Source organism: Luteimonas rhizosphaericola (assembly GCF_029888045.1).
Classification (GTDB): domain Bacteria; phylum Pseudomonadota; class Gammaproteobacteria; order Xanthomonadales; family Xanthomonadaceae; genus Luteimonas; species Luteimonas rhizosphaericola.
This window is the reverse complement of the sequence record NZ_JARXRN010000025.1, coordinates 606,222-626,024: the sequence shown is the minus strand read 5'-3', so window position 1 is coordinate 626,024 and position 19,803 is coordinate 606,222. Positions and strand designations below refer to the sequence as shown.

The following is a 19,803-nucleotide window of genomic DNA, read 5'->3' as shown; positions in this document are numbered from 1 at the left end:
ACCTTCGCCGCCCCCCGCACCGCCGTGTTCCGCGCGCGGACGGTTGCGATTGCGACGATTACCACCACCGGCACCATTGGGGCCGGGGTGCGGACGCGCGTGCAGGACTGATCGAACACGCCGCTCCGCACCCGACTCGGGTGCGGGCCGCACGGCCTCCCCCCTCGTCGGACGCGGAGCCCCAACCGGAGCTTCCCATGTCGTCCGCGCCTTCCCAGACCCTCGACGAGGCCGCCGCGTCTCCCGCCTCCGCCGTGCTGCAGGCGCTGCGCCCGGCGGCGCTGACCCGCGTGCACAAGTTCGGCGGCAGCAGCGTCGCCGACGCCGCCCGCATCGCCGCGCTGGCGCCGCTGGTGGACGACGGCGCCGACATCCGCGCCGTGGTCGTTTCGGCGATGGCCGGCACCACCAACGCACTGGTGGCGATGGCGGAACAGGCCGCCTCCGGCCAGGACTGGAGCGCGGACTGGTCGGCGTTGCGCGAGCGCCACCTCGCCACCGCCGACACGCTCGATCCCGATGCGCGGCACGGCCTGCGCGACGCCCTCGGCCGCGACTTCGACGGCCTGCGCGACGACCTGCTCGCGCTCGCCTCCGCCACCGGCGACCTCGCGCCGCTGGTGGCGCAGGTGCACGGGCTGGGCGAACTGGTGTCCTCGCGCCTGGTGCAGGCCGCGCTCGGCGGCGAGGCCGCGGGCTGGCAGCGCCTGGATGCGCGCGACGTGCTGGTGGTGCACCCGGGCGAGATGGGCGTGGGCGTCGACTGGGATGCCTCGCGCGAACGCTTCGCCGACTGGCGCGCGCGCCGCCGGCCGTCGCGCGTGGTGATCACCGGCTTCGTCGCGCGCGACGCCGACGGCCGCAGCACCACCCTCGGGCGCAACGGCAGCGACTATTCCGCCGCGATCTTCGCCAACCTGTTCGACGCCGACGAACTGCTGATCTGGACCGACGTCGACGGCGTGCTTTCGGCCGACCCGCGGCTGGTGCCCGATGCCATGGTGCTGCCGACGATGTCCTACGCCGAGGCCTGCGAACTGGCGTACTTCGGCGCCAAGGTGCTGCACCCGCAGACGATGGCGCCGGTGCAGTCGCGCGCGATCCCGCTGTGCATCCGCAACACGCTCAACCCGTCCGCGCCCGGCACCTGGATCCTGGCCGAGAACCCGGCGGGCGACGCCGAACTCTCGCCGGTGAAGGGCCTCACCATCGTCCGCGACATGGCGGTGCTGGAGCTGGCCGGCAACGGCATGGTCGGCGTGCCCGGCGCGGCCGAGCGCCTGTTCGCGGCGCTGCACCGCGCGGGCGTGTCGGTGGTGATGATCTCGCAGGGCTCGTCCGAGCACTCGATCTGCTGCGTGGTGCGCGCCGGCCAGGTCGACCGCGCGCGCGCCGCGGTGGAATCGGCGTTCGCCGAGGCCATCGCCGACACCCAGACCCAGGGCGTCAGCGTGACCCGCGACATCTCCATCCTGGCCGCGGTCGGCGACGGCATGGTCGGGATCCCGGGCGTGGCCGCGCGCCTGTTCGCGGCGCTGGCGCAGGCGCGGGTGAACATCCGCGCCATCGCCCAGGGCGCGAGCGAGCGCAACATCTCGGTCGCGATCGCCGATGCCGATGCCACCCGCGCGCTGCGCGCGGCGCATTCGGCGTTCTGGCTGTCGCCGCAGACGGTCTCGATCGGCCTGATCGGCCCGGGCCAAGTCGGCCGCGAACTGCTCTCGCAGATGGCGGCGGTGCTGCCGCGGCTGCGCGCCAGCTCCCGGGTCGACCTGCGCCTGCGCGGCATCGCCAACAGCGGCTACATGGCGCTGGACCATTTCGCGATCCATCCCGACGAGGCCACCACGCGCCTGGCCGACATGAGCACGCCCTCGTTCGACGTCGACGCCTTCGCCGCGCACATCCGCGCCGAACACCTGCCGCACGCGCTGATCGTCGACTGCAGCGGCAGCGAGGCGGTGGCGCGCCGCTATCCGGAGTGGCTCGCGGCCGGCATCCACGTGGTGACACCGAGCAAGCACGCCGGCAGCGGCGGATGGGAGCGCTACGTGGCCATCCGCGAGGCGCAGCGCGGCGGCGCGCGCTTCATGTACGAGGCCACCGTGGGCGCGGGCCTGCCGGTGATCAGCACCCTGCGCAACCTGCTCGACACCGGCGACGAGATCGAGGCCATCGACGGCATGCTCTCGGGCACGCTGGCGTGGCTGTTCAACAGTTTCGACGGCAGCCGCCCGTTCTCCGCCCTCGTGCGGCAGGCGCGCGAGCTCGGCTATACCGAACCGGACCCGCGCGACGACCTCTCCGGGCTGGACGTGGCGCGCAAGCTGGTGATCCTGGCGCGCGAAGCGGGACGCGAGCTGTCGCTCGACGACGTCGACGTGGAGAACCTGGTGCCCGAGGCGCTGCGCGGCGTGCCGCGCGACGAGTTCCTCGACCGGCTGGAAGAACTCGATGCACCGATGCAGGCGCGCCTGGCCGCCGCCCAGGCGGACGGCTTGGCGCTGCGGCACATCGCCCACCTCTCGCGCGAGCACGGCGCGCGCGTGGGCGTGGCGGCGCTGCCGCCCGACCACGCCTGCCGCCACACCCGGCTGACCGACAACCTGGTGCAGTTCACCACCGCGCGCTACGCCAGCAATCCGCTGGTGGTGCAGGGCCCGGGCGCCGGCCCGCAGGTGACCGCGGCCGGCGTGTTCGGCGATATCCTCGCGATCGCGCATTCGCTCAGCGACGGCATCGGCCTGCACGCATGATCCGCGCCGCCACCGCCTTCGCGCCCGCGAGCGTGGGCAATATCGGGGTCGGCTTCGACCTGCTCGGACACGCCGTCGAGGGGCCGCGCGACGTGGCCACCGTGCGCCGGATCGAAGAACAGACTGTGCGCATCGACGCGATCACCGGCGACATCGCCGGCGTGGACGCCCTGCCCCTGGATGCGGAGCGCAACACCGCGGGCGGCGCCCTGCTCGCACTGCGCGAGACAGTGGGGGCGCCGTTCGGCTTCGCGCTGGAGCTGCGCAAGGGCATCCCGCTGGGCTCGGGACTCGGCGGATCGGCGGCCTCGTGCGTGGCCGCCCTGGTGGCGGCGAACGCGCTGCTCGACGCGCCGCTGACGCGCGAGGCGCTGTACGAATGCGCACTGGCCGGTGAAGCGATCGCCAGTGGGAGCCGCCATGGCGACAACGTGGCGCCGATGCTGCTCGGCGGCGTGGCGCTGGCGACGGCCACGCGCGCGCTGCGGATCGAGGTACCGGCCTGGCTGCACGCGGTGGTGGTGCATCCCGACCAGGTGCTCGAGACCCGGCGCTCGCGCGCGGTGCTGGCCGAGCCGTATCCGCTGGCGGAAGTGGTCGCGCAGACCGCGCACCTGGCGCAGTTCCTGCTCGGGCTGCAGCGCGGCGACCGCGGGCTGATCCGCGACGGACTGCACGACGTGCTGGTGGAGCCGCGGCGCGCGCCGCTGATCCCCGGCTTCGCGCAGGTCAAGGCGGCCGCGCTCGCGCACGACGCGCTGGGCGCCAGCATCTCCGGCGGCGGCCCCAGCGTGTTCGCCTGGTTCGACTCGCGCGCCGCGGCCGAGGCCGCGGCGCCGGCGATGCAGGGCGCGTTCGTGGACGCGGGGATCCGGGCGCAGGCCTATGTGACGCCAGTGGACGCGGCGCGCGCCGAGGTGCTCGACCTGGCGTCGTGAGCCGGCGGCGCACCGCATGCCACTTCGCCCTGTCCTGACCGGGCATCCCTCCCGCCACGCCAGCGGCGATCCGATTCCGTTTCCGTTCCGAGACACCGATGCAGTTCATCAGCACCCGAGGACAGGTTCCGCCGACCCCGATCGACACCGCCCTGGTCGCGGGCCTCGCGCCCGACGGCGGGCTGTACGTGCCCGAGCGCCTGCCGCGCGTCGAATTCGGGACGCCGTGCGATGCGCTCGCGGCCACCGCGACCCGGACGCTTGCGCCGTATTTCGAGGACTCCGCCCTGCGCGACCGCCTCGCGGAAATCTGCGCCGAGGCGTTCGCGTTCGATGCCCCGCTGCGACCGCTGGCGGGCAATGGCGACCACGTGCTCGAGCTGTTCCACGGCCCCACCGCCGCATTCAAGGACTACGCCGCGCGTTTCCTCGCGCTGGCGCTGGAGTCGCTGCGCGATCCCGCCGCGCCGCCGACGACGATCGTGGTCGCCACCTCCGGCGACACCGGCGCCGCGGTCGCCGCCGCGTTTCACGGCCGGCCGGGCTTCCGGGTCGTGATCCTGTATCCGGACGGCAAGGTCTCGCCGCGACAGGCGCACGGGCTGGGCTGCTGGGGCGACAACGTTTCGGCGTTCCGGGTCGAGGGCAGCTTCGACGACTGCCAGCGGCTGGCCAAGCAGGCGCTGTCGGACGAGGCGCTGCGCGCGCGCGTGCCGCTGGGCTCGGCCAACAGCATCAGCCTCGGCCGGCTGCTGCCGCAGGCGGCGTACTACGCGCACGCCGCCGCGCACTTCCACGCCGCGCACGGGCGGCCGCTGAACCTGATCGTGCCCACCGGCAACCTCGGCAACGCCAGCGCCGCGTTCGTGGCGCGCACGATGGGCGCGCAAGTCGGCGAGATCCGCCTGGCCTGCAACGCCAACGACACCCTGCCGCGGTTCTTCGCCGGCGCCGGCTACGCCGCCCGGCCCACGCGCGCCACGCTCGCCAACGCGATGGACGTGGGCGCGCCCAGCAACTTCGAACGCCTGCGCCACTGGCACGCGGACGATGCGGCCCTGCGCGCGGCGTTCGTGGCGACGTCCGTGGAAGATGCCACCATCCGCGAGACGATCCGCGCCGCCCCGTCGCGCCACGGCATCGTGCCCTGCCCGCACACCGCGACCGCGCTGCACGTGCTGCAGTCGCTGCGCGAGGCTGGCGACACGCGCCCGTGGGCGGTGGTGGCCACCGCGCACCCGGCCAAGTTCGAAAGCATCGTCGAGCCGCTGGTCGGGCATGCGGTGCAGCCGCCGCCAGCCCTGGCCGAATGCCTCGCCAGACCGGCGTCCGCCACGCCGCTGGACAACGATTACCGCGCCCTGCTTACCGTGCTCGAACGCTGACCCCTGGGCTTCGCACCCGCAGCCCGGGCACGTGGAGCGCACCCGGGACTCGGACGGACATCGCCTGCCCGCAACCATGGCGAGCGCACCCCGCGTCCGGAGACGCCGGTGTCGCGCCGGGACATCCCGTACCCGCTCAGCGTCCCGCCATGAACGCCTCGATCTCCCCGGCGTCGCGCGCCAGCCCCTCGGTCAGCACCTCGTGCCCGTCCGCGGTGATCGCGACATCGTCCTCGATCCGGATGCCGATGCCGCGCCACTTCGCCGGCACCGTGGTGTCGTCCGCCGGCACGTACAGGCCAGGCTCGATGGTGAACACCATGCCCGGCTCCAGCAGGCGAGACTCGCCGTCGATGCGGTAGTCGCCGACGTCGTGCACGTCGAGCCCGAGCCAGTGGCCGGTCTTGTGCCGGTAGTAGCGCTTGTACTGCCCGTCGGCGATGGCTTTTTCCAGCCGCCCCTTGAGCAGCCCGAGCCGGAGCAGGCCTTCGGTCAGGGTTTCCACCGCGGCGTGGTGGCCCGCCTCGTAGGCCACGCCCGGGCGCGCCTGCGCCAGCGCCGCCGCCTGCGCGGCGCAGACCAGGTCGTGCAGCGCCCGCTGCTCGCGGGTGAAGCGGCCGTTGGCGGGGAACGTGCGGGTGATGTCGGCTGCATAGCCGCGGTACTCGGCGCCGGCATCGATCAGCACCAGGTCGCCGTCGCGCGTCTGGCCGCGGTTGGCGCGGTAGTGCAGCACGCAGGCATTGGCGCCGGCGCCGACGATGCTCTCGTAGGCCGGCTGCGCATCGGCGGCGCGGAACACGCGCTCGAGTTCGGCCTGCAGTTCGTATTCGTACACGCCCGGGCGAGCGGCGCGCATCGCCGCTTCGTGCGCCTGCACGCTGATCTTCGCCGCGCGGCGCATCAGCTTCAGCTCGTCGCGCGACTTGAACAGCCGCATCTCGTCGAGCAGGTGGCCCAGTTCGAGGAACTCGTGCGGCGGCTGCGCGCCCATGCGCACCTGCGCGCGGACGCGGTTGAGCCAGCCGATCAGCTTGAGGTCGAACTCGGTGTCGCGGCCGAAGTGGTAGTACACCCGGGTACGCCCCTCGAGCAGGCCGGGCAGGATCTCGTCCAGGTCGTCGATCGGATAGGCGTCGTCCATGCCGAACCCCTCGACCGCACCCTCGGGCCCGGCGCGCGGGCCGTCCCAGCCTTCGCGCTCGGGGTCGCGCTCGCGGCAGAACAGCAGCGCCTCGCCGTGTCGCCGCCCGGGCACCAGCACCAGCACCGCCTCGGGCTCGGCGAACCCGGTCAGGTACCACAGGTCCGAATCCTGGCGGTACGGATAGTGCGTGTCGCGGCTGCGCACGCGTTCGGGCGCCGAAGGCAGCACCAGGATCGCCTCCTCGCCGGCCATCCGCATCAGCTGCCGGCGGCGCCGGGCATAGCCCTGGGCCGGGATCCCGGTGGTCGCGCGCATCGGGGGCGCCACGGTCAGTTCAGGCGGCCGCGATGGCGCGGCCCCATCGCGCAGTCGCCGTGCAGCAGCAGCACCGCGACGCGCACGTACTCCTCGATCTCGACCAGCGCCTCCTCATCTTCCTGGTCCCCGTCGTCTTCCGGGGTGGCGGCGGACAGGCGCACCAGGTCGGCCAGCGCCTCGGCGCCCTCTTCCGACAGCGGCGGCGACGCGCCCGCGGCCAGGCCGAAGGCACCGACGAACCCGCGGCACCAGTCGAACAGCGCGCCGCTGCGCTCGACCAGTGGCGCGTCCGCATCGGGCAGCAGCAGTTCGAAGCCGAAGTCGCGATCCTCCAGCTGCGCCGCGGTGGAGGCGCGCAACCGGTCGAGCACGTCGCCCGCGCCAACCGCGGCCAGTCCCTCGTCGGCGAGCACCCGCGCCGGCCAGTCCGGCCCGCCCTCGCCGCCGCCGGCCAGCCAACCGCACAGCGCGCCGTGCAGCTCGGAGGCGCCGCTGCCGAGCCCGCGTTCACGGCTGGCCGCTTCGACCTCGGACAACGACGGCATGGCTTCTGACACGTGCGTTTCCTCCTTCGCTGCGGCAAGTCTAGAGCGTCGCCCGCGCGAGTGCATGCCACCGTGCGCCTCCGCATGTCCCGGCGGCGTCGACGCGGCGTGGCGCCGGGCGCCGCGGGCGCCTACACTCGCGACCATCCATGAACGGAAGCGCAGGGGACCTCCGCGTGCCGACCAATTCGGAGGACCTCCAGTTGCTGGCCGCGGCGGCCGCCGTGTCGGTACTGCTGGTCGCGCTCGCGTTCATCATCCTGCGGCGCCGGCAGAGCGAACGCTCGTACGTCGACCGCCTGCGCGACCGGGAAGAACGCCTGAAGCTGGCGCTGTGGGCCACCGGAGAACGATACTGGGCCTACGACGTGGCCGCGGGCAAGCTGCACCGCCTGGCGCTGGAATCGGGCGAGACGCCGTCGGACGAACTCGCCGAGGCGATCAGCGACGTGGAGGGCGTTGTCCATCCCGACGACCTGCCGATGGTGCGGCAGCGGGTGGAGGACTACATCGCCGGCCACACCGACACGTTCCTGGCCGAGCTGCGGGTCTCGAACGCACGCGGCGACTGGGTGTGGATGCGGGCCCGCGGCCGCGCGGTGGCGCGCGACACCAAGGGCCACATCCAGCGCATCGCCGGCACCGCGCTCAACATCACCTCCACCCGCGCGGCCGAGCGCGAACTGCGCATCTCCAGCGAAGTGCTGCGCAGCATGAACGAGGCGGTGGCGGTGATCGACCGCAACTTCGATTTCGTCTCGGTCAACCCGGCGTTCCTGCGCATGACCGGCTACGACGAGGAGGACGTGATCGGCCGCAACTCGAGCATCCTCGACAGCCTCCAGCACGACGCCGCCTTCTACCAGCACATCCGCGAGCAGATCCGGCGCAAGGGGCGCTGGAACGGCGAGATCTGGCAGCGGCGCAAGGACGGCGAGGAGTTCCTGTGCCAGATCGAGTCGAGCACGGTCTACGACAAGAACGGCCAGCTGATCCTGTACGTGGCGGTGCTCAACGACATCACCCAGCAGAAGCGCGCCGAGCAGGAACTGCGCTACCTGGCCAACTTCGACACCCTGACCAACCTGCCCAACCGCTCGCTGCTGTCCGAGCGCCTGTCGCGCGCGATCGTGCGCGCGCACCGCGAGGACAACCGGATCGCGGTGCTGTTCCTCGACCTGGACCGGTTCAAGGACGTCAACGACTCGCTCGGCCACGCCGCCGGCGACCGCATCCTGCGCGCCGCCGCCGCGCGCCTGCAGCAGACCGTGGGCATGCATCACACGGTCGCGCGCCTGGGCGGCGACGAGTTCACCGTGGTGCTGGAGAACCTCGAGACGCCCGAGGACGCCGACCGCGTCGCACGCGAGATCATCATGGCGTTCGAAGCGCCGCTGCTGCTCGACGACCGCCGCGAGATCGCGATCTCGCCCTCGATCGGCATCAGCCTGTATCCCGACCACGCGCACGTGCCGACCGAACTGCTCAAGCAGGCCGACACCGCGATGTACCAGGCCAAGGCCGCGGGCCGGCGCACCTTCATGCGCTACGACGACGCGATGGACGTGGTGGTGCGTCAGCGCGCCACCATCTCCGGCGCGCTGCGCAAGGTGCTCGACCGCGGCGAGCTGCGGCTGGTGTTCCAGCCGCAGATGGCGCTGGCGGAAGGCCGGATCACCGGGGTCGAGGCGCTGCTGCGCTGGCACAGCGACGAGCACGGCGAGATCCCGCCGGCCGAGTTCATCCCGATGGCCGAGGAAAGCGGGCTGATCCTGGAGATCGGCGAGTGGGTGCTGCGCGAGGCCTGCCTGACCCTGCAGCGCTGGCGCCAGCACGGGTTGACCGACCTCACCGTGTCGGTGAACGTGTCGGTGCTGCAGCTGCTGCGCGGCGATTTCCCGGAGGTGGTGAGCCGGGTGCTGGCCGACATCGCGCTGCCGCCGAGCGCGCTGGAACTCGAACTCACCGAAAGCGTGCTGATGGCCAACGCCGAGCACACGGCGGCCAAGCTGCAGGCGTTCCGGGAGCTGGGCGTGTCGCTGGCGATCGACGATTTCGGCACCGGCTATTCCTCGCTGGCCTATCTCAAGCGCCTGCCGATCACCACGATCAAGATCGACAAGGCCTTCATCGGTGACCTGACCCACGACCCGGAGGATGCCGCGATCACCAGCACCGTGATCACGATGGCCCACTCCCTGGGCCTGAACGTGGTCGCCGAGGGCGTGGAGACCGAGGCCCAGGTCCGGTTCCTGCGCGGGCAGCAGTGCGACGAGGTGCAGGGCTTCTGGCTGTCGCAGCCGCTCGACGCCCATGCCTGCCTGGCCTTCATCCGCAACTGGCGCCCCGCGCGCGAGGCCGTCCCGACCCGGCCCGTCACGGCGCCTTGACCGCCCCCCGCCGGCTGCCTATCGTGCCGGCATGGACCGCCCCGACGTGCTCGCCCAGCTCCGCGCCCTGACGGCGCGCATCGACGCGCTGGTCGACCGCGCCCAGAAGCTGTCGGACGAGAACCGGTCCCTGCGCCACCAGCACGAGCAGATCTCCGGCGAACGCTCGCAGCTGCTGGCCAAGAACGAGCAGGCGCGGTCGCGGGTGGAGGCGATGATCGCCCGGCTCAAGTCGCTGGAGCAGCACACGTGAGCGCCAACGAAGCGGTCAGCGTGCGCGTGCTCGACCGCGAGTACACGGTCGGCGTCGCCGCGGAGGAACGCGAGAGCCTGACCGCCGCGGCGCGGCTGCTCGACGGCCGCATGCGCGAGGTGCGCGGCAGCAACCGCATGGCGGCGGTGGACCGGGTCGCGGTGCTGGCCGCGCTCAACCTCGCGCACGAACTGCAGCAGCTGCGCGAGGAGAATGCGCAGCGCGACCGCGAGATGTCCCGACTGATCGAGGACCTGCAGCGCAAGCTCGACGGCCTGATCGACGCGCACTGAGCGCGCGCACGGCCGCCCTCGCCCCGCCGCCTTGGCGGCGCGCCCGTCACTCCCCTGCGGGTTCCCGTCCCGCCATCGCGAGCGCCGGCGTGGCACGTGTGCTGCGCATGCGCACGGTGGCCGTTGCGTGCGCGACGGCGCTCGCGCGACACGGACGCCACGCGCGGTGCACGCAGCGTGAAGTGGATACGCATTCAAGATGAACTCCACCATCGCGGCGCCGACGAACGGGCTTGGCAGGTGGGGCGGCGGGGCTATACTTCGTCGGCGTCCTCTGCCGTGTTCGACGGCATGCGCAACATTCGCCTTGTCCCTTAATGACGACCACGGGGGCGCGAGGAATCCGGGAGTGCAGGTCCGCCTCGCAGCGGGAAGCCCGATGGAAACCGAACGCTCCCACTTGAACCCCGGGTTCAAGGTCGTTTCGCAGGCATCGGCATGGCGGAGGACGTATCCATTCCCGCGCTCGTCGCGCACACCGCACCCGGTGACGCGGCGGACGCTTCCGCGGCGACGGCATGGCCGTCACAATGGCGCGCATGCGTCCCGCCGCCTGTCCCCGATGAACGACGACGTCCGCGGCGCGCTCCGGCGCGCCATGCGCGCGCGTCGCCGTGCACTGCCGGCGCCCGAGCGCATTGCCGCCGCCGCGCCCCTGGCCGAGCGCCTGCTCGCGCTCCCGTTCGCGCCACGTACCGGCGCCGTCGCCGGCTACTGGGCGATGGACGGTGAAATTCCGCTCCACGCCTGGCAGCTGCGGCTGCCGGCCGGCGTGCGCTACTGCCTGCCCGTGCTGCACGCCGACGACACCCTGCGCTTCGCGCCGTGGTCGCCGGGCATGCCGCTGGCGCCCAACCGCTACGGCATCCCGGAGCCCCAGGTGTCCGACGACGCCCTGCTCGCGCCGGCCGAACTCGACCTGGTGGTGGTGCCGCTGGTGGCGTTCGACGCCCGCGGCCACCGCCTGGGCATGGGAGGCGGCTGGTACGATCGCAGCTTCGCGTTCCGCACCACGCATCCCGCGCCGCCGCGGCTGGTGGGCGCCGCGTTCGCGCTGCAGCAGGCCGAGGACATCGCGCCCCAGCCGTGGGACGTGCCGCTGGACGCGGTCTGCACCGACTCCGACACGTTCCTGGCGACCGCATGAGCACACGCAAGCGCTACTGGCTGATGAAGTCCGAGCCGACCGACTTCTCGATCGACGACCTGGCCCGCGTCGGCACCGAACCCTGGACCGGCGTGCGCAACTACCAGGCGCGCAACTTCATGCGCCAGATGCAGGTCGGCGACGGCGTGCTGTTCTACCACTCCAACACCGAGGTTCCCGGCATCTACGGCATCGCGGAAGTGGCGACCCCCGCGTATCCCGACCCCACCCAGTTCCAGAAGAAGTCCAAGTACTTCGACGAGAAGGCCACGCGCGAACAGCCGCGCTGGGACCTGGTCGACGTGCGCTACGTGCGCACCCTGTCGCGCCCGATCCCGCTCGACGAGATCCGCGGCCACGCCGAGGCGCTGGGCGAGGAGTTCGCGCTGATCCGCAAGGGCTCGCGGCTGTCGGTGATGCCGGTGACCGCGGCGCAGTGGAAGCGGCTGCTGGCGCTGGAGTGAGCGCGCGACGACCTCGGCGCGGACACCCGCCTGCCGTGTTCCGGGCTGGCGCAGCGGCGGACGTGCCGCGCTCGGGTGGAGTCCTCGCCCGGTGACGTCCCCGGGACCTGCCTGCCTTCGATTGCACCTCCACACCCTCACCCACCTCGAGCCCCGCATCCCCATGTCCGAATCCAAGCGCCTGGCCGGCGAACAGGCCATCGAATTCGTCGAGGACGGCATGGTCGTCGGCGTGGGCACCGGTTCGACGGTCGCCTACTTCATCGACGCGCTGGCGCGCATCCGCGACCGCATCGCCGGCGTGGTGTCGAGCTCGGAGCAGAGCACCGCGCGCCTGCGCGGGCACGGCATCGAAGTCCTCGACCTCAACGCCGCCGGCCCGCTGCCGCTGTATGTCGACGGCGCCGACGAATGCGATCCGCAGCGGCGGCTGATCAAGGGCGGCGGCGCCGCGCTCACGCGCGAGAAGATCATCGCCCAGGCCAGCGAGCGCTTCGTGTGCATCATCGATCCGGCCAAGCAGGTCGACGTGCTGGGCCGGTTCCCGCTGCCGGTCGAGGTGATCCCGATGGCGCGCAGCCTGGTGGCGCGCGAGATCCTCGCGGCCACCGGCGGCCAGCCGGTGTGGCGCGAGGGCGTGGTGACCGACAACGGCAACTGGGTGCTCGACGTGCACGGCCTGCGCATCGTCGACCCCGTGGCGCTGGAGGGCGAACTCAACCAGATCCCGGGCGTGGTCTGCGTGGGCCTGTTCGCGCGCCGGCCGGCGGACGTGGTGATCGTCGGCGGCCAGCCGCCGCGCGTGCTGCGCTGACGCATGGCGCCTGACCGCGCGACGCCGCGTCGCGGGCACTGACACCCTGCGCGCGGCTCGCGCGCGAACCTGCATCGACGCGGCGCCCCGACCGGGCGCGTGGTGGCCAGGCGCGCACTCGCCCGCGCATCCGGTGCGCGCGGCGGGCCTCCCGCGTTCCGGCGAATGGTTTCCAGACGGGTCCGTCCCTGGACCCACCCGGAAGACGGGACGGTCAGCGCAGCGCGATGGCCGCCAGCAGCCGCGCGGCGGAGCGGCGCGGCGGAGACCGACGCCGCGCCATGACGGTCGCGGGCCGCCGCCGCGGCGCGACGACGACGCCTGGAGTCGCGGCAGTGGCGGCGCGCCTCCACGACAGCATCCGCGCCGTGACCAGGCTGGCCAGCGGCAGCAGCGGCAACCAGAGCGCCACCGCGCCATCCAGCCCCGGCAGCGAGAGCGCCGCGACCGCGCCGATGAAGACGGCGCCGGCGAGGAGCTGCTCGACCGTGCGCAGGCTGGAAACGGCAGGATCGGGGGTGGCGGTTCGGGTCATGGCGGTCGCTCCGGGGCGGGACGTGCAGCGTCCACCCCCGCCATCTCACCGGCTGCGACCTCGCGGGCCGCGGCCCCAGCGCTCAGTAGCCGGCGGCATCCAGGGCCCGCGTCGCGACGGCGCGCCCGACGTCGATCAGCTCGGCCGCGCGCCAGAACTCGTAGAACTGGCACACGTCGCGCGGGATCCGGATCAGCAGTTCCGGCGGGTCCAGCGCCAGCTGCACGCGCGCGATCTGCGCCTGCATGGTGTCGAGGGAGCGCGACATGATCTCGGGCAGACCCATGCGCAGCGCGTCGCGGTCCTCGGGGCCGTCGCGGCCCGCGGCCACGCGTTCGACCGCGCGCTCGAGCCAGTCGCCGACGCGGTCGGCCAGCCCCGGGTCGCGCGTCGCGGGATCGGGCTGCGCCGGTTCGCCGGGCGGTCGCGTCGGCCAGCCATGCATGTCGACCGCGACCAGCCGGTGCGCATCCGACAGCCGGGTGGCGGCGATCGGCAGCGGCGCCAGCAGGCCGCCGTCGACCAGGGCGCGGCCGTTCACCCGGTGCGGCGTGAACAGGCCGGGGATCGCGAACGAGGCCCGCAGCGCATCCCACAGCCGGCCCTCGCGGATCCAGACCTCGCGTTGCCGCTGCAGGTCGACCGCGACCGCGGTGAATTCCACCGGCAGCGACTCGATCAACGGGTCGCCGACCACCTCGCGCATCGCCTCCACCAGGCGCACGCCCCGCAGCAGCCCGCTGCGGCGCCAGCCGGGGTCGAGCAGGCGCAGGAAATCGCGCCGCGACATCGCCCGCAGCTGCTGGTCGAACGCGCGCAGGCGGCCGGCGGCGAAGAGGCCCCCCACCAACGCACCGCTCGACGATCCGCACACCGCATCGATGCGGAAGCCGCGCTCTTCCAGCACCTCGATCACGCCGATCTGGGCCAGCCCCCGCGCGCCGCCTGCGCCCAGCACCAGGGCGATACGCTCGCCCTGCGCCCGCGACTCCGCGGCGGGCGGCGCTGCGGGCGCCGTCATCGACGCTCGTAGTTCGACAGCGCCAGCTGCAGCAGCGACTTGGCCTGCTCGCGCAGCGCGGCCGGCTCCACGATCTCGGCGTCGGCGCCGTAGTGCAGCACGTCCATCAGCAGTTCGCGCGAGGCGCTGTAGGGCAGCTTCAGTTCATAACGGCCGTCGGGCAGGTGGCGGCCCTGCTGCTGCGAATGCCAGTGTTCGTCGGCGACCCAGCGCGCGGCCTTGGCGCTGAACACGATGGTGGCGATGCCCTTGGGCGGCCCGGAGAAGATGCCGTAGCTGCCGGCCAGATGGGTGTCGAGTTCGGATTCGGCGACGTCGCGCGCCGCCGAGTCCAGCAGCCGGGCCGCGCCGACGCGGTCGACCGAGAAGCTGCGCAGCGCGTCGCGCTCGTGGTCCCAGGCGTCGAGGTACCAGTTGTCGCGGTAATGGGTGATGCGCTGCGGCGAGACGGTGCGCCGGGTCTTCTCGTCGGTCGAGCGTGCGCGATAGTCGAAGGCCAGCTGCTTGCGCTGCAGCACCGCCGAACACACGGTGCGGAACGCGTGTTCGTCCATCCGCCGGCCGCGGTGCGGAATCACCCGCACCCGCTCCACCGGCCAGTGCTTGCCGGCCGAATGCTCGTCGAGCAGCTTGTCGATGCGCGCCTGCAGCGGTGCCAGCGCGCTCGACAGGACTCCACCACCGCTGCGCGCCAGCAGCTGCTGCGCCGCGAGCAGGGCGTGCAGTTCGTCGGAGTTGAGCCACAACCCGGGGAGTTCGAAGCGCCCGCCCTCCTCGGCGTCGTAGCGGAAGCCCGCCTCGCCGTCGCCGACCACCGGCGCCATCAGCGCATCGCGCAGGAAGGCGAGGTCGCGGTAGACGGTGGCGCGGGAGCACTCGAGCTCCTGCTGCAGCCGCGCGACCGTGACCGGGTAGCGCGAGGTCTTGAGGATGCGGTGCAGCGAGAGGATGCGTTCGTATCGGTCCATGGCGGGATTATGCCCCTGTCGGGCGTGGCGGCGCCGCCTGCGGCGCCGCCTGCGCGGCCCGGGATTGCAGCCTCGCGGCCGGGGTCCCACCATGGCGGCCGGATTTCAGCCACGGGAGCGGGCACGGGCGTGCGCGAGACGGGGATATCGACACGGCCGGCGCGCGGCGACTGGAGGGCGAGCGCGCCCGGCGCCCGGACGTGGACAGCCGCCGGCATCGCCATGGGGAGGCCCGCATGGCGCTGTGGCTGACGCTGGCCATCCTGGCCGGCGCCATCACCCTATTCGTCACCGAGAAGCTGCGGGTCGACGTGGTGGCGCTGCTGGTGATGACCGCACTGATGGTCACCGGCGTGCTGACCGTGCCCGAGGCCCTGTCGGGTTTCAGCAGCCAGGCCACGGTGATGGTCGCGGCGATGTTCGTGCTCAGCGCGGCGCTGCAGCGCAACGGCGCGCTGGTCGCGTTCGGCGACGTGCTGTCGCGGATCCGCTGGCAGTGGCTGTTCATGCTGGTGATGCTGGTGCTGGTCTCGTGCGTGGCCGCGTTCGTCAACAACACCGCGACCGTGGCGGTGTTCCTGCCGCTGGTGCTGGCCGCGAGCACGGCCAACCGCTGGGCGCCGTCGAAGTTCCTGATCCCGCTGTCCTACATGTCGCAGGCGGCGGGCGTGTGCACCCTGATCGGCACCTCGACCAACCTGCTGGTCGATGCGATGGCGCGCGAATCGGTCGGCATCGGCTTCACCCTGTTCGAGTTCGCACCGCTGGGCATCGTGTTCGTCGGCATCTGCATGCTGTACCTGATGACGGTCGGGCGCTGGCTGCTGCCCGACCGCGGCATCCCCGGCAGCGACGAGAACGAGCACGTCGGCCGCTACGTCGCCGAGCTGCTGGTGCCGCCGGAGTCAGACGCCGTGGGCCTGCGCCGGGACCAGGTGGTGCCGGCGAACATCGACGATGCGACCCTGCTCGAGATCCTGCGCCAGGGGCGCGCGGTGCCCGGCGCCGATGCCGTGGTCGAGCCCGGAGACCGGCTGCTGCTGCGCGGCGAGTGGCGGCATATCGCCGCGGTACGCAGGACGCGGCGCCTTCGCTTCGACCATGTCGCGCGCGACCTCGACGGCGACATCGCCACCGATCGCGTGCAGGTGGAGGCGATGGTCTCGCCCGGATCGCACCTGGTCGGCCACACCCTGGCCGGGATGCGCTTCGGCCACATGTACCGGACCCGGGTGCAGGGCATCCACCGGCGCCTGCTCGACATCCGTCAGCCGCTCGACCACGTCCAGCTCACCGTCGGCGACGTGCTGCTGCTCGACGCACCCGAGACCGCGATCGAGGACCTGCGCGCCGACAAGGGAATGATCGTGCTGGGCACGCGCAAGGAAGCCAAGGTCGACGTGTTCCGGGCGACCATGTCGGTGCTGGTCATGGTCGCCACGATCGGCGTGGTCGCGCTGGGCTGGCTGTCGATCGTGGTCGCGGCGCTGATCGGCTGCGCGGCGCTGCTGGTGTTCCGGCTGATCGAACCCGACGAGGCCTACCGCGCGATCGACTGGCGCGTGATCCTGCTGCTGGCCGGCATCATCCCGCTGGGCGTGGCGCTGCAGAAGAGCGGCGGCGCCGCGCTGGCGGCCGAGACCATCATCGGCACCCTCGGCCACTTCGGCCCGCTGGCCGCGCTGGCGGCGGTCTACCTGATCACGGCCATCGCCACCGAATTCATGAGCAACAACGCCTCGGCGGTGCTGGTGGTGCCGATCGCGCTGGCCGCGGCCGAATCGCTCGGCGTGGACCCCAAGCCGCTGCTGGTGGCGGTGGCCTTCGCCGCCTCGACCAGCTTCGCCACCCCGATCAGCTACCAGACCAACACCATGGTCTTCACCGCCGGCGGCTACCGCTTCTCCGACTTCGTGCGCATGGGCGTGCCGCTCAACATCGTCTTCTGCACCGCCGCCATCCTGCTGATCCCGCGGTTCTTTCCGTTCTGATCGTTCGCACAGCAGGTGCCTGCCTGACGGGCAGGCGGCGGCCGGAGCCGGTGTGGTGGCGCGGCGTGCAGATGCGTTCAGCGACGTGACGGTAGCAGTCGCCATAATGGGGCGGAACCGTTTTCACCCCCCGGAGCCCGGATGCTCGCCAGCTGGTGGCTGGCCGTGATCGGCCTGCCTGTCTTCATGCAGCCCCTGCCCGAAGCGCCGGACATCCCGGCGGCGATGGCGGTCGCCTCGGGGCAGGTGTCGCTGCGCCAGCCCTGCCTGCAGCTGCGCTGCCCCGGTCGGGAGTGGCAGGCCGATGGGCCGCGCCGGGTGGTCGCGCAAACCACGGCGCCGGGCGCGGTGACCGCGATCGCGCCGCTGCGGCTGCCGCAGCTGGCCACCCGCCGCTACATCGGCCTGCATTCGCCGGCGTCGCGCCGGGACCGCTTCTATTCCACCGGCGGCGACGCGCTGGTGGCCACGCGCTACGGGCTCGAGGCCGTCCGCGGCCCCGACACCCAGGTCCAGCTTGAATTCGGTACCGGCTACCGGCTGCAACCCTACGCGGACTTCGGCACCGCGGCCCAGGGTCCGGTGGCGTCCGGACAGCTGCGGCTGTCCCAGCGGCTGGGGGAACGTGCCGCGTTGAGCCAGCAGGTGCGGGTGGAACGCGGACGCGAGAACGCCTTCGTACGCCAGACGATCGGCCTCGACCTGCAGCTGGATCCGCAGTGGTCGTTGCTGGGCGACGTGGAACTCCGGCACGACACCGCCGGCGACGGTGGCGAAGGCCACACCGATCGCGAAGGCTCGGTCCGGCTGCGCTACGTATTCTGAGGACGCGGGCCTGCGCGGCCGGGGCGGCGCCTGGCGGAATCCACCCCCCACCACCCGCTGCGGCGTGTCGCCGCACGTCACACGCGTGCGCTCGCGCGACGGCGCCCGTCGCCCCGGCCATCGGCGGGCTCCGGCGCGGGGGATCAGCCCGGGTCGGCCGCCAGGTCCGGCGGGTCGAGCAGCGCGGCGGCGCCCTGCGCGAACAGCCCGCGGGCCGCCTCGCGGCCGAGAGCCTCGGGATCGTCCCCCGAGACCTCCACCCGGACCACGCGTCCGTCGCCGGCGCTGCCGACCAGCCCCAGCAGTTCTAGCCCGCCCCCGGATTCGCGCGCGAACGCGGCGACCGGCACGTGGCAGCTGCCGTGCAGCGCCCGGTTCATCGCGCGCTCGGCCTCGACGCAGCGGCGCGTCGCCGCGTCGTCGAGCGACGCCAGCAGCCTGCGCGTGCCTGCGTCGTCGTCACGGATCTCGATCGCGATCGCCCCCTGGGCCGGCGCTGGCAGCCAGTCCGGCGGATCGAGCCGGGCGCGGATGCGCGCCTCCAGCCCCAGCCGCTGCAGCCCGGCGCAGGCCAGCACGATGGCGTCGTACTCGCCACCGTCCAGCCGCGCCAGGCGGGTGTTGACGTTGCCGCGCAGGTCGCGCAGGTCGAGATCGGGCCGGCGTGCGCGCAGCAGCGCCTGGCGCCGAAGCGACGAGGTGCCGACCCGGGCGCCCTGCGGCAGGGCATCCAGGCCGTCGAAGCGGCTGCTGACAAAGGCGTCCGCAGGGTCGCCGCGCGCCAGGATCGCCGCCAGCGCGAAACCCGGCTCGAGCGTCATCGGCACGTCCTTGAGCGAGTGCACCGCGCAGTCGGCTTCGCCCCGCCGCATCGCGATCTCGAGCTCCTTGAGGAACAGGCCCTTGCCGCCGATCGCGGCGAGCGAGCGGTCCAGCACCTCGTCGCCGCGGGTGCTCAGCGGCACCAGCGCCACCTCCAGCCCGGGATGCGCCTCGCGCAGGCGCCGGGCGACGTGCTCGGTCTGCCACAGGGCGAGCGGGCTCTTGCGGGTGGCGATGCGCAGTCGTTCCATGCGCGCATTATCCCGCACCCGCCCTCCAGGCACGATTCGCGCGCCCACCGCCGCGCGTCGGCCGCGGACAGGCCCCGCGGCTGCGGCGATGCGATGGTGTCCCGCAGGTGCCGACCGCACCGGCGCGGGGCGGCTGCCCCCGGCCCGCCCGCCCGACACTGCGCTAGAGCTGGCGGACGGTCTCGCGCAGCTGCGACACGCAGCGTCGGCTGACCTCCAGCGGCCGGTCGCCGTGGCGCAGGATGGCGTGCACATGGCCGTCGAGGCCGCGCTTGAGCTCGACCAGTTCGTGCCGCGCGACCAGGCAGTTGCGGTGGATGCGCACGAAGCGGTCGCCGAATTCGTCCTCCAGCGACTTCAGCGACTCCTCGATCAGGTCCTCGCCGCGGGCGTGGTGCACCACGACGTATTTCTCTTCCGCCTGCAGGTATCGCACGTCGTCGACCGGGATCAGGCGCAGGCTGCCGCGCAGGCGCGCGCACAGGTGGGTCCGGCGCTTGCCCCCGGTCTCGCCTGCCGCGTCCGACTGCCGCGCCGCCGCCAGCGCCCGCGCCCGCTGCAGCGCGGAGGCCAGGCGTTCGGGGCGCACGGGTTTGACCAGGTAGTCAACCGCTTCGGCATCGAAGGCCGACAGGGCGTGCGCGTCGTAGGCGGTGCAGAAGACGACCACCGGGCGCGGCTCGAACGCGCGCAGGTGGCGCGCCACCTCCAGCCCGTCGATCCCGGGCATGGCGATGTCCAGCAGCACCAGTTCCGGATCGTGCGCGGCGCAGGCGTGCAGCGCCTCGTGGCCGTCGCCGACCTCGGCCACGACCTCGACGCCGGGCTCGTCGGCCAGCAGCGTGCGCAGCCGTTCCCGGGCGAGCGGTTCGTCGTCGGCGATGACGATCTTCACTGGGTCATCCGCTCCAGCGGCAGCGCGATCTCGCAGCATGGTAGC

General features: G+C 72.8%; 18 protein-coding genes and 1 other RNA gene. 12 read left to right on the top strand and 7 right to left on the bottom strand.

The genetic code is table 11. The features are described 5' to 3' along the window. The first annotated feature begins 197 nt into the window (after positions 1-197). The 3 genes from thrA (at position 198) to thrC (ending at position 5,079) form a co-directional block, all read left to right on the top strand. Positions 198-2,756, top strand: coding sequence for a bifunctional aspartate kinase/homoserine dehydrogenase I (gene thrA, locus QFW80_RS12015; RefSeq protein WP_280602194.1), 2,559 nt, complete (start codon positions 198-200; stop codon positions 2,754-2,756). Next, on the top strand, positions 2,753-3,694 hold the full coding sequence (locus tag QFW80_RS12010; RefSeq protein WP_280602193.1) for a homoserine kinase: 942 nt from the start codon (positions 2,753-2,755) through the stop codon (positions 3,692-3,694). The genes thrA and QFW80_RS12010 overlap by 4 nt, the downstream gene beginning before the upstream one ends. 98 nt (positions 3,695-3,792) lie before the next feature. Then, positions 3,793-5,079, top strand: a complete 1,287-nt coding sequence (gene thrC / locus QFW80_RS12005) for a threonine synthase (protein ID WP_280602192.1) — start codon at positions 3,793-3,795, stop codon at positions 5,077-5,079. Between the two features lie 136 nt (positions 5,080-5,215). Here thrC and QFW80_RS12000 read toward each other — a convergent pair whose 3' ends face one another. Both QFW80_RS12000 and QFW80_RS11995 read right to left on the bottom strand, forming a co-directional pair. Next, entirely contained in the window at positions 5,216-6,541 is a 1,326-nt protein-coding gene (locus QFW80_RS12000; protein ID WP_280602191.1) for an aminopeptidase P N-terminal domain-containing protein, read from the bottom strand. A gap of 14 nt (positions 6,542-6,555) precedes the next feature. Beyond that, complete coding sequence (locus QFW80_RS11995) at positions 6,556-7,089, bottom strand: UPF0149 family protein (RefSeq protein ID WP_280602230.1); 534 nt, start codon at positions 7,087-7,089, stop codon at positions 6,556-6,558. Between the two features lie 176 nt (positions 7,090-7,265). Between QFW80_RS11995 and QFW80_RS11990 the strand changes: the two genes are divergently transcribed. From QFW80_RS11990 to rpiA, 7 genes are all read left to right on the top strand, one after another. Further along, the gene (locus QFW80_RS11990) at positions 7,266-9,479 is read left to right on the top strand and encodes a putative bifunctional diguanylate cyclase/phosphodiesterase (RefSeq protein WP_280602190.1); all 2,214 of its coding nucleotides are present in this window, start codon (positions 7,266-7,268) and stop codon (positions 9,477-9,479) included. A 31-nt stretch (positions 9,480-9,510) separates the two neighbouring features. After that, positions 9,511-9,732 (top strand): TIGR02449 family protein, encoded by a 222-nt coding sequence (locus QFW80_RS11985; protein WP_280578683.1) that lies wholly within the window; start codon positions 9,511-9,513, stop codon positions 9,730-9,732. Beyond that, positions 9,729-10,025 (top strand): cell division protein ZapA, encoded by a 297-nt coding sequence (locus QFW80_RS11980; RefSeq protein ID WP_280602189.1) that lies wholly within the window; start codon positions 9,729-9,731, stop codon positions 10,023-10,025. Before QFW80_RS11985 ends, QFW80_RS11980 begins: the two co-directional genes overlap by 4 nt. A 268-nt stretch (positions 10,026-10,293) precedes the next feature. After that, positions 10,294-10,477: non-coding RNA, 6S RNA (gene ssrS / locus QFW80_RS11975), on the top strand. A gap of 110 nt (positions 10,478-10,587) precedes the next feature. Further along, the gene (locus QFW80_RS11970; protein WP_280602188.1) at positions 10,588-11,172 is read left to right on the top strand and encodes a 5-formyltetrahydrofolate cyclo-ligase; all 585 of its coding nucleotides are present in this window, start codon (positions 10,588-10,590) and stop codon (positions 11,170-11,172) included. Continuing rightward, positions 11,169-11,636 (top strand): EVE domain-containing protein, encoded by a 468-nt coding sequence (locus QFW80_RS11965; RefSeq protein WP_280602187.1) that lies wholly within the window; start codon positions 11,169-11,171, stop codon positions 11,634-11,636. Before QFW80_RS11970 ends, QFW80_RS11965 begins: the two co-directional genes overlap by 4 nt. A 163-nt stretch (positions 11,637-11,799) precedes the next feature. Further along, positions 11,800-12,450, top strand: a complete 651-nt coding sequence (rpiA, locus tag QFW80_RS11960; RefSeq protein WP_280602186.1) for a ribose-5-phosphate isomerase RpiA — start codon at positions 11,800-11,802, stop codon at positions 12,448-12,450. Between the two features lie 214 nt (positions 12,451-12,664). Here the strand turns inward: rpiA and QFW80_RS11955 are convergent, their stop codons facing one another. The 3 genes from QFW80_RS11955 to QFW80_RS11945 all read right to left on the bottom strand — a co-directional run bounded on the left by QFW80_RS11955 (position 12,665) and on the right by QFW80_RS11945 (position 14,974). Beyond that, positions 12,665-12,985 (bottom strand): hypothetical protein, encoded by a 321-nt coding sequence (locus QFW80_RS11955; protein WP_280602185.1) that lies wholly within the window; start codon positions 12,983-12,985, stop codon positions 12,665-12,667. Between the two features lie 82 nt (positions 12,986-13,067). Continuing rightward, positions 13,068-14,006 (bottom strand): patatin-like phospholipase family protein, encoded by a 939-nt coding sequence (locus tag QFW80_RS11950; RefSeq protein ID WP_280602184.1) that lies wholly within the window; start codon positions 14,004-14,006, stop codon positions 13,068-13,070. Next, positions 14,003-14,974 (bottom strand): helix-turn-helix transcriptional regulator, encoded by a 972-nt coding sequence (locus QFW80_RS11945; protein ID WP_280602183.1) that lies wholly within the window; start codon positions 14,972-14,974, stop codon positions 14,003-14,005. Before QFW80_RS11945 ends, QFW80_RS11950 begins: the two co-directional genes overlap by 4 nt. Positions 14,975-15,210: 236 nt before the next feature. Here QFW80_RS11945 and QFW80_RS11940 point away from each other — a divergent pair, with 236 nt between their 5' ends. Together QFW80_RS11940 and QFW80_RS11935 are read left to right on the top strand one after the other, a co-directional pair. Further along, complete coding sequence (locus QFW80_RS11940; RefSeq protein WP_280602182.1) at positions 15,211-16,965, top strand: SLC13 family permease; 1,755 nt, start codon at positions 15,211-15,213, stop codon at positions 16,963-16,965. A 141-nt stretch (positions 16,966-17,106) separates the two neighbouring features. Beyond that, the gene (locus tag QFW80_RS11935) at positions 17,107-17,790 is read left to right on the top strand and encodes a DUF481 domain-containing protein (RefSeq protein ID WP_280602181.1); all 684 of its coding nucleotides are present in this window, start codon (positions 17,107-17,109) and stop codon (positions 17,788-17,790) included. Between the two features lie 143 nt (positions 17,791-17,933). On the opposite strand, the gene hemC is transcribed toward QFW80_RS11935, so the two are convergent. Both hemC and QFW80_RS11925 read right to left on the bottom strand, forming a co-directional pair. Then, entirely contained in the window at positions 17,934-18,863 is a 930-nt protein-coding gene (gene hemC / locus QFW80_RS11930) for a hydroxymethylbilane synthase (RefSeq protein ID WP_280602180.1), read from the bottom strand. 163 nt (positions 18,864-19,026) lie between these two features. Beyond that, entirely contained in the window at positions 19,027-19,797 is a 771-nt protein-coding gene (locus tag QFW80_RS11925; RefSeq protein ID WP_280602179.1) for a LytR/AlgR family response regulator transcription factor, read from the bottom strand. Positions 19,798-19,803: the final 6 nt, after the last annotated feature.